Source organism: Curtobacterium sp. MCPF17_031 (genome assembly GCF_003234035.1).
Classification (GTDB): Bacteria; Actinomycetota; Actinomycetes; order Actinomycetales; family Microbacteriaceae; genus Curtobacterium.
Genome location: NZ_QKSG01000002.1, coordinates 428,021 through 440,708, shown reverse-complemented (window position 1 = coordinate 440,708; position 12,688 = coordinate 428,021). Strand labels below are relative to the sequence as shown.

Annotated in this window: 9 protein-coding genes; 4 read left to right on the top strand and 5 right to left on the bottom strand. The window is 71.5% G+C overall.

Annotated features, from left to right (window positions below; translation table 11 throughout):
* The first annotated feature begins 165 nt into the window (after nucleotides 1-165).
* Entirely contained in the window at nucleotides 166-723 is a 558-nt protein-coding gene (locus tag DEJ31_RS05115; protein WP_110904933.1) for a hypothetical protein, read from the top strand.
* 280 nt (nucleotides 724-1,003) lie between these two features.
* Here DEJ31_RS05115 and DEJ31_RS05105 read toward each other — a convergent pair whose 3' ends face one another.
* The 3 genes from DEJ31_RS05105 to DEJ31_RS05095 form a co-directional block, all read right to left on the bottom strand.
* A complete protein-coding gene (locus DEJ31_RS05105; RefSeq protein ID WP_111121336.1) occupies nucleotides 1,004-1,357 on the bottom strand; it encodes a hypothetical protein in 354 nt (117 codons plus the stop codon).
* Nucleotides 1,354-2,514, bottom strand: a complete 1,161-nt coding sequence (locus DEJ31_RS05100; RefSeq protein WP_111121335.1) for an ATP/GTP-binding protein — start codon at nucleotides 2,512-2,514, stop codon at nucleotides 1,354-1,356. The genes DEJ31_RS05105 and DEJ31_RS05100 overlap by 4 nt, the downstream gene beginning before the upstream one ends.
* 81 nt (nucleotides 2,515-2,595) lie before the next feature.
* Nucleotides 2,596-3,138 (bottom strand): VanZ family protein, encoded by a 543-nt coding sequence (locus tag DEJ31_RS05095; protein ID WP_111121334.1) that lies wholly within the window; start codon nucleotides 3,136-3,138, stop codon nucleotides 2,596-2,598.
* A gap of 284 nt (nucleotides 3,139-3,422) precedes the next feature.
* Here DEJ31_RS05095 and DEJ31_RS05090 point away from each other — a divergent pair, with 284 nt between their 5' ends.
* Both DEJ31_RS05090 and DEJ31_RS05085 read left to right on the top strand, forming a co-directional pair.
* Nucleotides 3,423-3,746, top strand: coding sequence for a hypothetical protein (locus DEJ31_RS05090; protein ID WP_110904938.1), 324 nt, complete (start codon nucleotides 3,423-3,425; stop codon nucleotides 3,744-3,746).
* Between the two features lie 322 nt (nucleotides 3,747-4,068).
* The gene (locus tag DEJ31_RS05085) at nucleotides 4,069-10,875 is read left to right on the top strand and encodes an Ig-like domain-containing protein (protein WP_111121333.1); all 6,807 of its coding nucleotides are present in this window, start codon (nucleotides 4,069-4,071) and stop codon (nucleotides 10,873-10,875) included.
* Between the two features lie 127 nt (nucleotides 10,876-11,002).
* On the opposite strand, the gene DEJ31_RS05080 is transcribed toward DEJ31_RS05085, so the two are convergent.
* On the bottom strand, nucleotides 11,003-11,530 hold the full coding sequence (locus DEJ31_RS05080; RefSeq protein ID WP_111044792.1) for a hypothetical protein: 528 nt from the start codon (nucleotides 11,528-11,530) through the stop codon (nucleotides 11,003-11,005).
* 96 nt (nucleotides 11,531-11,626) lie between these two features.
* Here DEJ31_RS05080 and DEJ31_RS05075 point away from each other — a divergent pair, with 96 nt between their 5' ends.
* Nucleotides 11,627-11,854 carry a hypothetical protein gene (locus DEJ31_RS05075; protein WP_146240678.1) on the top strand — a complete coding sequence of 76 codons (228 nt, stop codon included), beginning with the start codon at nucleotides 11,627-11,629 and terminating at the stop codon, nucleotides 11,852-11,854.
* 60 nt (nucleotides 11,855-11,914) lie between these two features.
* Here the strand turns inward: DEJ31_RS05075 and DEJ31_RS05070 are convergent, their stop codons facing one another.
* On the bottom strand, nucleotides 11,915-12,646 hold the full coding sequence (locus DEJ31_RS05070; RefSeq protein WP_111044790.1) for an SOS response-associated peptidase: 732 nt from the start codon (nucleotides 12,644-12,646) through the stop codon (nucleotides 11,915-11,917).
* Nucleotides 12,647-12,688 lie beyond the last annotated feature (42 nt).

Genomic DNA, 12,688 nt, shown 5'->3' with positions numbered 1-12,688 from the left:
TTCACGCACTCGTTGCACAACGGGTGGTAACAAACTGTGAAAGTCCGCTACATTGAGGGAACTTCGCCAATCGCACTCGCCATCTCTGGCTGTGGGGGATTGACTTCTGCGGAGGCAGGGCTCTGGTATCAGGGTCTGTCAGATCAGATCACTAGGGGAAACTTCATGAAGAAGCTCATCGCCGCGGTCGTGCTGGCTGGCGCCGCACTGCTCGCAACGCCGGCTGCCGCCAACGCCGCTGGTTACGCACCCGACTCCAACGTTGTCGTCTCCGGCAACTACGTCGCCGGTGGCGTCGTCATCGTGAACTTCAGCGAGGGCGCCTTCCAGAACAACGAGACCGTCAACGTGCAGATCACCGGTGCCGGTGTCTCCTCCGCGACGCTCGGCGCTCTGCCGGTCACCACCGTCTCGAAGGCGTACACCGCCGGCGCCGACGGCTCCCTCCCCGTCCGCGTCACCCTCCCCGTGGGTGGCTCGGGTTCCTACAACCTGACCGCCACTGGCGCCACCTCCGGTGTCGTCGGCGTTGCGTCCTTCACCATCGCGCCGGCTGACGCCGCCGCGGTTGCTGCTGGCTCCAACGGCACCAACGGTTCCCTCGCCTTCACGGGTTCGACCGTCTCCGCCCTGGCCCTCTGGGTCGCCGGTGGCGCAGTCGTCCTCGGTGGCGGCCTGCTCGTCGTGCGCGGCTCGGTCCGTCGCCAGCGCGAGACCGTCTGAGCTTCAGCTCACTGAACGAAACCCCCGGGGCCGAGAGGCTCCGGGGGTTTCGTCGTTCGTGGGGTCGAACTCGAGCTCCGGATCAGGTCACGATCAGGAGGACGGCGACCACGGCGATCACGGCGATCGGGGCTGCCACCCACAGCCACCACGGGAAGGCGGAGGGACGACGGTACTGTCTGCGATTCGGGTTCACCTGCTGACCGTACGACCTCGACGTGCAGGTCTGGCGTCGTGAAGAGCCGTCGACGGCGAACTCCATGGAGTTGTCGGCTGATTGTCACATGTCGGACACAGAGCCCGGAGCCTTCGGCAACTCCCACACCTCCGCGTAGCGCTCCCGCACCAGTGGCCACACCTGCGCGACCGCGTCCTCGACCGAGCGCACCGAGTCGCTGAGCGGCGGGGTCAGCACGAACTCGTGGGGGATCGGCCGACCGGAGCGGTCCTGCCGGCCTTCGGGGTCGGGGAACCGCACGGCGAGCATCCCGGTCCGCCGCCGGATCGCGGCGGGCACGTCCCGGACGCCGGCGAACGCCTCCTCGTAGCGCGCTAGTGGGTCCTGGCCGGGCTGCTCGGTGGACAGGAAGCGGAAGCCCCACGTGCGGCCTCGGGTGGCCCAGATGAAGTTCATGCGTCGTCTCCTCGGCGCAGGACACGGTCGTCGACTCCGCGGTCCAGGTCCTCGGCGAAGCGTGCGAGCACCCGGGTGGTGAACTCCCGTTCGGCTTCGGCCTGGTCCTTCACCTTCGCCACCTTCTTGGCGGCGAAGCTGACGGCCCTCGAGCCGAGTCCGCCGCCGATCATGCTGACGGCGGCGCCGACCAGGTTCGACTTCACGAGCTTGGACGTGCCGAGGAACCCGACGACCGGTCCGACGAACTTCAGCAGCTGTTCGGCGACCTGGGCACCGCGTTGCCGTGTGGAGGCCCACTTCGCGAAGCGCTCGAACGGCAGCATCGCGGTCATCGGCAGCAGCAGGTCCACACCCGTTCGGGTGGTGACGTCGATCTTCCCGGGCTCGAACTTGGCGGACGACAGCAGCAGGAAGTCCTCGCCGACGTCGAGCGCGTCGGGGTCCTCGACGAAGCTCTGCAGCACGCTGCGCAGCTCGTCGAGCTCCCCGCCGGCCTTGCCGATCACGAGCTCGCGGAAGTCCTCGACGTCCAGGTCGGGCAGCAGGTCGGCCTTCGACAGTGCGATCGTCCAGATGCGTGGGAAGCGGGTCAGGCGCTTGCCGTCCTCGAGGACGTCGTCGCGCAGGGCGTAGAGCCCGGTGTGGAAGTCGGTGAGCAGGGCCTTCAGGTAGCGCTCCTCCTCTCCGGCGTTCTCGGCGAGCAGCTGTCCGTCGACGAGGACGACGGCGACGTCCGCGCTGAGGAGGGACCGGAAGGTCTCGATCCGGCGGGCCTCTTCGTCCGCCGAGCTCGGGTCCTCCTCGAACCACTCGCCCGGGTAGTCGTGCCACACGATGCCCAGGGGTTTCGCCGCCTTCTGCTTCGACCGGCCCTTCGGCAGGTCGTCGGCGGACGGCTCGATGACGAACCGGTACGCGGAGGCGCTGAACCGGTTGGCGCTCGGGACCGTGGAGCTGTCGCGCATGCCGAGGTAGTTGCGGTGCAGGGTCCGGCCCTGCGCACGGTCTTCGGCGGTCACGGCGTACCGGTTGGCCCGCCGGACCTTCGGCTCCTGTGCGGCGCCGTAGAACGACGAGAGCAGGACGGTCTTCCCGCTGCCACTGCCTCCGAAGACGGCGATGTGCTGTTCCATCGTGGTGCTGGTCGAGGCCATGCTCCGACCGTAGGCGCGTGCACCTTGACGCTCGTCGCGCGACGGCGGGCAGGTTGGTGCAAATTGGCCGTTGAGAGTGCGTCAGCCCCGCCGTCGCCGGGCCGCCGCCGCGAGCAGCACGACCCCGAGCAGCGCCCCGAGGACCGCGCCCATCGTGTTCGCCACGACGTCGTCGATGGTCGCGAACCGTGCTGGCAGGAACAGTGCCTGCCCGGTCTCGATCGTGGCGCTGACGAGCAGGCCCGCCCCCGCACCGGCCCACCACCACCGCGCACCGGCGAGCAGGACCACGAGCAACCCGAGCGGCACGAAGAACCCCACGTTCGCCAGCGACTCGATCATCGGGTAGCCGAACCAGCTCGGCGCTCCGTGCCGGTGGGCGGCACCGATCAGACGATCGATCCACGGCTGCGCCCGCGAATCGACGGGCGTGCCCCAGAAGCCGATGAGGACCACCGCCACCGCGTACGCGACGGCCAGTGCCCCGGCGATCCGGCGACTGCGGCCGGTCGCGTGGGCGCTCGTGCCGCCTCGTCGGCGGAGCGCACGACCGGAGGCGGCCATCCGCCGGACCGCAGCCGACGTCACGTCACGCACGTCGGGCTCGGGCCGGTCGGGGGTCACGGGAGCGACGCTACCCGGGCGGGCCTCCAGGCCGGATCCGTCGCAGGGCTGACAGTCGGACTGGAGGCCCGTCCCGCCTTCTGTGGACCCGGTCCAGATTGCGAGTACCCCGGTTGGTCCCCTGTACCCCGGAAACGTGACGTCTCGTCCCGGTTTTCCGGGCTTCGATACCCGAGCGGATCAGGAGAACCCGTGAATCAACGGGGGTCGCTGGTAGCCGGTGGCGGTCGCCCGTAGCGTTGACCCGCAAGCAGATGTACCCCAGAACGCGAAGGAGCAGGGCCATGACGATCATCAGCCACGACGTGCACCAGGTCGAGGTGACGCTGGACACCGACACGGTGGACACGATCGCCGTCCTCGAGGCCCAGGTTGCCCACACTCCTTCCCGCGCCTCCCTCTCGTGGGCCGAGGTCGAACCCGGCCTCTGGTCCGCCAACTACGGCGGCTACTTCGGTGGCACGGTCGACAAGCGCGACGGGCACTACTTCGTGTCCGACACGTTCGGCCAGTACGTCGGGGACTTCCGCTCGCTGGAGGACGCACAGTCGCGTCTCGCCGAGCGCCTGCACATCGTGCTCCCGTCCGTCATCCGACCGGTCGACTGACCGGCACTGATCGTCTGATCACGATCACCCGACCACGAGGGATCGAACGCAGTAGCCAAGCACCACCCGGAGCATGACCTCCGGAACAGCAAGACCGAGGCCCCGCCGGAACACCGGCGGGGCTTCGACGTTGGCCCTGGGCGACCCCAGTCTGGGGGTCTGTACCCCGTTCTTTCAGGCTGGTCCCCCCTATTGGGGACGCCTCGTGTCCCCATCAATGCGGACAAGGCTGTCAGGATCGAGCTCGGCGCAAACGGTCGTTCTCCGATTCCCTCGGGTCCTCGAGCGCGCCAGGTTCGCTGTCTCGACCCGAAAGTGACTGATGCTGCCTGCTCCCCACGGCACTGCCCTGCCCCGCCGCACGTTCGGCCTCCGCCCGCTCGCCATGCTGGGCGCCGCGCTGCTCGTCGGTGCCGGCCTGAGCGCCGCCGCCGTCCTCTCGGCCGCCCCCGCCTCGGCCGCGGTGCAGGCGACGCAGGACAGCCACTTCGTCTGCGACCAGAACACGCTCTACGCGACGAACAGTGCCGGCTCCGTCATCGCGATCGACATCACGAAGGGGACCAGCGCCGGGACGACCGTGCCGGTGGCTGTGCTCGGCGAGCACGCGAACAACGGTCTCGGGATCTCGCGCGAGGGCACGTCGATGTTCGCTGCGGCGAACGGCACGTACGCCACGCTCCGGACCTACGACCCGGCGACGAAGGCCGTCTCCGGGGACATCGCCACCGACAAGCCCCGCCCGGTCATCCGCGGTGCGGTCAACCCGGTCACCGGCTTCTACTACTACGGCGACAACACCGGCGCCCTGATGGCGTACGACCCGGCGACTGGCAAAGCGATCGGGCAGGTCGGGCAGATCAACGGCCTGAAGTCCGGCAACGGCGACTTCGCGTTCAGCTCGCGCGGCCTGTTCTTCGTCGTCGCGGCCGACAAGGTCTACCGCGTCGACACCGAGACCGTCCCCACCACCGCGGGCGCGACGGCGCTGACCACCACCGAGATCGCCACGCTGCCGGCCGGCACGAACAGCCCGGGCATCGCGTTCTCGTCCGACGGCTACCTCTACGTCTCGAACTCGGTCACGACCGGCACCGCGCCGAACACCACCACGACCACGACGCTCATGCAGCTCGACCCGACCTCGGGCGCCCAGGTCCGGAGCTTCCCGGTCGTCGGCAACTACAGCGCCAGCGACCTCGCCACCTGCAACTACGCCGACACCGTCACCGGCCGCGCGAGCATCGACCAGCGGTGGAAGGCGACCGACCAGTTCGGGCTCGCGATCACCGGCGACGGCATCACCGCGACGAGCAAGGGCACCAGCGCCAGCACCACGGGCAGCGCCACCGGTCTGCAGGACCAGAAGGCCGGCGCGATCCTCACCACGCCGGGCAAGAAGTACACGGTCACGCAGACCGCCGTCGGCACCACCGACCTGGCGAACTACACGACCACGTGGAAGGCCGTCGACGTCAACAGCGGCACCGCCGTCGCATCCGGGTCCGGCCAGACCGCCGCGTTCGCGTTCCCGCAGGCCGTGGGCACCGACGGCACCGACGTCGTCGTCACGTTCACGAACACGCTCAAGCTCGTGCACGCCTCGACCACGTCCGACACCTACGCAACCCCGGTCGACACCACCCTCACGGTCCCCGCCGCCGGCGTGCTGGCGAACGACAAGGGCACCGGGCTGACGGTCACGAAGCACACCGACCCGGCCAACGGCACCCTGACGATGGCCGGCACGGACGGCAGCTTCTCGTACGTGCCGAAGGCGGGCACCTCGGGCACCGACCAGTTCGACTACACCGCGACCGACGGCAGCGGGCAGACCTCGACCAGCACCGTGACGATCACGGTCACCCCGACCGCCACCGACGACGCGTTCAGCGTGCACGCCGGCTCGACCGTCACCGCGGACGCCGGCCACGGCCTGCTCGCCAACGACCACGGCTCCGGCCTGACGCTCGCTGGCAACTCGACGCCGGCCCACGGCTCCCTGACGCTCGCCGGCAACGGGGCCTACGCCTACACGCCCGACGACCACTTCTCGGGCACGGACTCCTTCACGTACACGGCGAAGGACGCCTCCGGTGCGACGATCACCGGCACGGTCAGCATCACGGTCCTGCCGACCGCGAAGGCCGACACCATCACCGCCACCGCCGGTCAGACCACGACGGTCGCCGCCCCCGGGCTGCTCGGCAACGACCTCGGCACCGGGCTGACCGTCTCCGGCAACACCACCCCCGGGCACGGCACCGTCTCGGTCGGCACGGACGGCACCACCACCTACACGCCCGCGCCGGGCTACTCCGGACCGGACGCCTTCGACGTGACGATCACCGACGGCAACGGGAAGTCCGACACCGTCACGATCACCGTCCGCGTCGCCCCGAAGGCCACGGACGACACCGCGACGGTCGACGCCGGCAGCTCGGTCAGCACCGCCACCCGGGCGACGGGCGTCCTGGGCAACGACTCCGGCACGGCCCTGACGATCACGAACTCCACGACGCCCGACCACGGCACGCTGGTGCTCGACGCCTCGACCGGCACGTACACGTACACGCCGACCGCGGGCTTCTCCGGCACCGACCGCTTCGGCTACACCGCGACCGACCAGTCCGGTGCGACGACGTCCGGCACGATGACCATCACCGTCCGCCCCGCCGCCACGGCCGACACCGCGACGACGCCCGCCGACCACCCCGTCGTCGTCGACGTGCAGGCGAACGACCACGGCACCGGCCTGACCACCGCGGTCGTCGGCCAACCCGCGCACGGCACGGTCGCGGTCGCCACCGACGGCACGGTGCAGTACACGCCGGCCGCCGGTACCTCGGGGACCGACTCCTTCACCTACACCGTGACCGACTCCGCCGGCCGGACCACCGCCCCGGTGACCGTCACCGTCTCCGTGACGCCCGTCGCGACGGACGACAGCCAGGCCACGCAGGCCACGAAGCCGCTGTCGATCCCGGCCGCGACCCTGCTCGGCAACGACTCCGGCACCGGCCTGACGATCACCAAGGCCGTCGGCGCGTCCCACGGCGACGTGACGCTCGGCACGGACGGCACGATCAGCTACACGCCGGAGCCCGGGTTCTCGGGGACCGACACCGTCACGTACACGGTGACCGACGCCTCCGGGCAGTCGACCACCGCGACGATCACGGTCGTCGTCGGCCCGATGGCCGTGCGCGACACCGCGACCGCCACCGCCGGCGCGACCCTGACGGTCACGAAGGCCGACGGCGTGCTCGCGAACGACAAGGGCTCGGACCTGACCGCGAAGGTCGATCGTGCCCCGACGAACGGCACGCTCGACCTGCACGCCGACGGCTCGTACACGTACACGCCCGCTGACGGGTTCTCCGGTACCGACCGCTTCACCTACACGGCGACCGACGGCTCGGGCCACACGTCCACCGGATCCGTCACCGTCACCGTGCGGCCGGAGGCCCAGGACGACCGCCTCACCACGACGGCCGGCAGCCCGCTCGTCGTCACCTCCGGCACCCTCACCGGCAACGACGCGGGCACCGGCCTGACCGTCACCGCCGTGACCGGCGGCACACGCACCGCCGTCGTGCTCGGCGCGGACGGTTCGATCACGATCACGCCGGCCGACGGCACCTCGGGTACCGACTCGTTCACCTACACGGTGACCGACGCCGCCGGGAACACCAGCAGTGCCACCGTGCGGATCACCGTCGCCCCGGTCGCGACCGACGACTCCGGAACCGTCCGTGCGGGGGAGACCCTCCCCCGCACGACCCGAGCCACCGGGGTCCTCGGCAACGACCGCGGCACCGACCTGACCATCACCCGGCACACCGAACCGGGCCACGGCGTCCTGGTCCTCGACGACACCACCGGCGCCGTCAAGTACACGCCGGTCGACGGGTTCTCCGGCGACGACTCGTTCACCTACACGGTGATCGACACCGCCGGCACGCCGGCGACCGCCACGATGACCCTCGTCGTCACCCCGACGACCGCGGACGACCGGGCGACGACCCCGGCGAACCGGCCGGTCACGATCGACGTCCAGGCGAACGACTCCGGCGTCGGCCTCCACACCGAGCTCGTCGGGGCCCCCGCACACGGCAGCGCCGTGCTCGAGCGGGACGGCAGGGTCACCTACACGCCGGCAGCCGGGACCTCGGGGACGGACACGTCCACCTACCGGGTGACGGACGCGAGCGGACGCCCGAGCGGGCTGTCGACGGTGACCGTCACGGTCCTCCCGGTCGCCATGGCCGACACCGTCGGGACCGCAGCCGGCAGGCCCGTGTCGATCCCGGCGGCCACGCTGCTCGGCAACGACTCCGGCACCGGTCTGACCGTCACGGCGGCCGGCGGCACCGACCACGGTGACGTGGTCCTCGGCACCGACGGCACGATCCGCTACACGCCGCAACCCGGGTTCTCGGGGACCGACACCGTCACGTACACGGTGACCGACGCCTCCGGGCAGTCCGCGACCGCGACGGTCATCGTCGTGGTGGGGCCGATGGCGATGCCCGACAGCGCGACCGCGACGGCCGGATCGACGCGCACCGTCTCGAAGGCGGACGGCGTCCTGGCCAACGACCGGGGCACCGGGCTCACCGCCACGGTCGATCGGGCACCGGCACAGGGCACGCTCGACCTGCACGCCGACGGCTCGTACACGTACACGCCGGCCGACGGGTTCTCCGGCACCGACCGCTTCACCTACACGGTGACCGACGGCTCCGGGAAGAAGGCGACCGGCACCGTCACCGTCACCGTGCGGCCCGCCGCCGGGGACGACACCCGCACCACCAGTGCCGGCCAGCCGGTCACCGCGACCTCGGCCGCGCTGACCGCGAACGACCACGGCACCGGCCTGCACGTCACCGACGTCACCGACGGTGCGCACGGCACCGCCACGGTCGACGCCGACGGCACCGTCACCTACCTACCCGCCGCCGGCTGGTCCGGCACCGACACCGTCACCGTCACCGTGACCGACGCGATCGGCAACACCGCGACGAGCACCCTCACCATCACGGTGGACCCGGTGCTCGCCGCGCCCGACGCCAGCGCCACCGCCGACGGCCAGCTCGTCGTCCCCGCCGGACAGGGCGTCCTCACCGGCGCCACCGGCACCGACCTCGAGGTCACCGGTCACGGCACCCCCGACCACGGCACGGTCGAGGTCGGCGGGGACGGCTCGTACACGTACACCCCGGCGCCGGGCTACTCCGGCCCGGACGGGTTCGACGTGACCGTGACCGACGGCAGCGGCGGGACCACCACCGGCACCGTGACGATCACCGTCGCCCCGAAGGCCGTCGACGACACCACCACCACGACGGCCGACGCCCCGGTCGCCGTCCTCGTCATCGCGAACGACTCCGGTACCAGCCTGCGCGTCAGCGGTGTCGGTACGGCCGCACACGGAACGGTGAGCGTCACCGGAGGCGGGACCGTCACGTACGTCCCCGCCGCCGGGTACTCCGGCGCCGACGCGTTCCGGTACACCGTGGTCGACCCCACCGGCGGCACCGCCTCGGCATCCGTCACCGTCACGGTCACCCCGACGGCCACGGGTGACGTCCTGCGCACCGCCGGTGGGACCCCGCTGGTCATCGCCGGCACCGCCCTCACCGGGAACGACTCCGGCACCGGCCTCACCGTCACCGGACACGGCGACGCCAGGCGCGGGACCGTCACCGTCGGCACCGACGGTGGGCTCGTCTACACGCCGGCCACCGGCTTCTCGGGGACCGACCGCTTCACCTACACGGTGACCGACGCCTCCGGGCAGACGACGACGGCCGACGTCACCGTCCTGGTCGGCGCCGTCGCGGTCGACGACTGGAGCACCACGAAGACCAACGGCGTCGTCCGCATGGCCCGCGCCCACGGTGTCCTGGCCGACGACTCCGGCACCGGACTGTGGGCCTCGGTCGACGTCCACCCGCAGCACGGCACGCTCCGGCTCGCGAAGGACGGGGCGTACGTCTACTCCCCGTCCGCGAACTGGTCCGGCCGCGACTGGTTCACCTACACGGCCCACGACGCCGAGGAGAACACCGCCGTCGCCCTGGTCGCGATCGACGTCACCCCGACCGCGACCGCCGACACCGCCCGCACCACCGCGGGTGCCGCGGTCACCGTCCGCGGCCCCGGCGTGCTCGGCAACGACCGCGGCACGGCGATGACCGTCGTCTCCGTCGGGAACGCCGCGCACGGCACCGCCACCATCGCCGCCGACGGCACGTTCGTCTACACGCCGGCCGCCGGGTTCTCCGGCACCGACACCGTGCCGTACACGGCTCGCGACGCCAGCGGGCAGACCGTCGACACCACCGTCACCGTCACGGTCGGCATCACCGCGACGGACGACTCCGGTCGCACGATCGCCGGGACGGCGCTCGCCGTCGACGCCCGCCACGGGCTGCTCCGCAACGACTCCGGCACCGGGCTCACCACGAGCCTCGCCCGGAAGGCGGCACACGGCAGCATCCGGGTGCAGGCGGAGGGCTCGTACGTCTACACGCCGGCCGCCGGGTTCACCGGACGCGACACGTTCGACTACACGGTGACCGACGCCTCCGGGCAGACCACCCGGGCGACCGCGACCATCACGGTCGTCGCGAAGGCCGTCGCCACCGACGACCGGGGCACCGGCCGCACCGGGCGCACCGTCACCGTCGAGCCGCTCGGCAACGACAGCCCCACCGGTGGCGCCACCTTCGACACCGACACGCTGCACCTGGTCGACCCCGGCACCGGGCACATGACCGACCGGGTCTCCGTCCGCGGCGCGGGCACCTGGCACGCCGAGGACGGGGTCGTCACCTTCACGCCGGCACGTGGGTTCCACGGCACCGAGGCGATCGACTACACCGTGCAGGACAGCGCCGGACAGGTCGTCACCGCGACGATCACCGTCACCTACCCGGTCGGGATCGCGGCCGTTGCCCACGTGGCGCAGCTGGCCTTCACGGGCAGCACGGGCCTCGCCGGACTCGGGCTCGGGGCGCTCGCGCTGCTGCTCGCCGGGGCGGCGCTGCTGCTGCGGCGGCGGATGGTGGCCGAGGGGCCGGCCGGGGCGGCCGGGCCGGTCGGGCCGCGGCGGCGCCGGTAGGCGCCGCGGCGGCGCCGGTAGGGGGCGGTCAGACAGCCGTCCCGGACGGGAGGCCCGGATCACGTGAGCGGGAACGCTCACGTGATCCGGGCCTCCCGTCCGTCTGCGCCGGGTGCGGTGCCGCGGGTCAGTCGGTGCGGAGGGTGTCGTTCCCGTCGGACTCCACCGGCTCGACCGGGGTCCAGCCGTACCAGCGACCGTCGATCTCGGTCGTGAGGCGCCCGTCGCCACAGGTGACGAGCGAGGTGGTCGGCAGCTTCTCCGGCAGGAAGCCCGCGGTCATCGCCGGGCCACCCTTCGCACCGTCGACCGGTTCGCACCCACTCGTGTCGACACCATCGGCCGAGGTGAAGCCGATCACGTAGCCCGGCTTGCTCGTGTCGAGACGCACGTCGATGTCCTTCGCATCCGCCGGCACCCACTCGGGCATGAACCAGGCGAGGTCCTCCGAGTTCGCCTTCGAGGGGGCGTCGGCGTAGGTGTCGTAGTGCTCCTGCTGTTCGGGCAGGTAGGGCTTGACGACACTGCAGCCGGCGAGGGCCAGGACGATGACGCCCATGCCGAGGACGCCGACCGCGGAGGTCAGGGCAGAACGCTCGGATCGGGTGGTGGGCTGCGAGGTGTCGATCGTGGTGGTGTGCTGCGTCGAGGTCATGTGTCCATCGTCGCGGCGGCCGTCCGGCCGGAGAATGCGGCCACCTCCCGGATGCGGGTGGGGTTGACCCCCGGGCAGCCGGGCTACGCTGCGGCCATGGCTGACGACCCGATGAGCGCCCTGTTCTCCAGTGCGACGACCGCAGTGGCGGGCGGCGGGGACGCCCGTCGGGCACTCGGACTCGTGGGGCTCCTCGGACTGCTCACCGCGATCGTGTCGGGGGTCGGCGCGGTGGTGGTGGCGGTCGGCGTGTTCGTCGTCGTGCTCGGGCCGATCCTCCTGGCCTGGTCGGGTGTGCTGTTCGACGGGACGCCGGGGCCCTGACGGTCGGTCGTCGTCCCTCGCGCGCTGCTCCCTGAGCCTCGACCCACGGAGCGGGAGCGATCAGAACAACGGCTCGATGAGGTGCGGCCCGTCGTTCCGCACGCTGTTGACCGTCCGGGCGACCTCGTACTGCTCGAGGCCCGCCGCGACCTCGAGCGACTCACGGTCGAGCAGGGCGAGCAGGTCACCTGTACCGGCGCCGTCGCCGAGCCAGGCGTCGTACCCGTCGGGCGTGAGGAACGCCGGCATCCGGTCGTGCACCTCGCCCGGAGCGACGTGGGCGTCACGGGTGATGATCGCGAGCGACAGCCGCCACTTGTCCGGGGCGTCCTCGGGCTTCGTGGGGTCGGGCCAGGCGCTGACGACACCGGCCATCGCGAGCGCCCCGCCGGGCTCGTGGACGAAGTGCGGCTCCTTGCCGTCCTCACGCACGACCCACTCGTAGTAGCCCTGCGCCGGCACGATGCACCGGTTCGTCGCGAACGCACGCTTGAACATGCCGCTCGTCGCCACGGTCTCGATGCGCGCGTTGATCGGCTTCGGTCGCTGCTTCTGGAAGTCCTTCGCCCAGCTCGGCACGAAGCCCCAGCTGATCCGGGGGAGTTCGCGCTGCCCGTGCCGCTGCCGGACCGCGTACACGGGGTCGGTCGGAGCGACGTTCCAGCTCGGCGCGAGGCCGGCGCGGACCTCGCCCGTGTCCTCGTCGACGTGCTCGGTGCGCGCGGCGAGCTCCCCGACGAGTTCGGGGAGCAGGTCAGCGGTGGTGTCGGAGACGACGAAGCGGCCACACATGCGACCAGTGTGCCCGGACCCCCCGACGTCGGTACGGGCTCA

Excerpts from the sequence above, each read along its gene's own strand:
- DEJ31_RS05115 (WP_110904933.1), top strand. The coding sequence starts at position 166 with ATGAAGAAGCTCATCGCCGCGGTCGTGCTGGCTGGCGCCGCACTGCTC.
- DEJ31_RS05105 (WP_111121336.1), bottom strand. The coding sequence starts at position 1,357 with ATGAACTTCATCTGGGCCACCCGAGGCCGCACGTGGGGCTTCCGCTTC.
- DEJ31_RS05100 (WP_111121335.1), bottom strand. The coding sequence starts at position 2,514 with ATGGCCTCGACCAGCACCACGATGGAACAGCACATCGCCGTCTTCGGA.
- DEJ31_RS05090 (WP_110904938.1), top strand. The coding sequence starts at position 3,423 with ATGACGATCATCAGCCACGACGTGCACCAGGTCGAGGTGACGCTGGAC.
- DEJ31_RS05085 (WP_111121333.1), top strand. The coding sequence starts at position 4,069 with ATGCTGCCTGCTCCCCACGGCACTGCCCTGCCCCGCCGCACGTTCGGC.
- DEJ31_RS05080 (WP_111044792.1), bottom strand. The coding sequence starts at position 11,530 with ATGACCTCGACGCAGCACACCACCACGATCGACACCTCGCAGCCCACC.
- DEJ31_RS05075 (WP_146240678.1), top strand. The coding sequence starts at position 11,627 with ATGGCTGACGACCCGATGAGCGCCCTGTTCTCCAGTGCGACGACCGCA.
- DEJ31_RS05070 (WP_111044790.1), bottom strand. The coding sequence starts at position 12,646 with ATGTGTGGCCGCTTCGTCGTCTCCGACACCACCGCTGACCTGCTCCCC.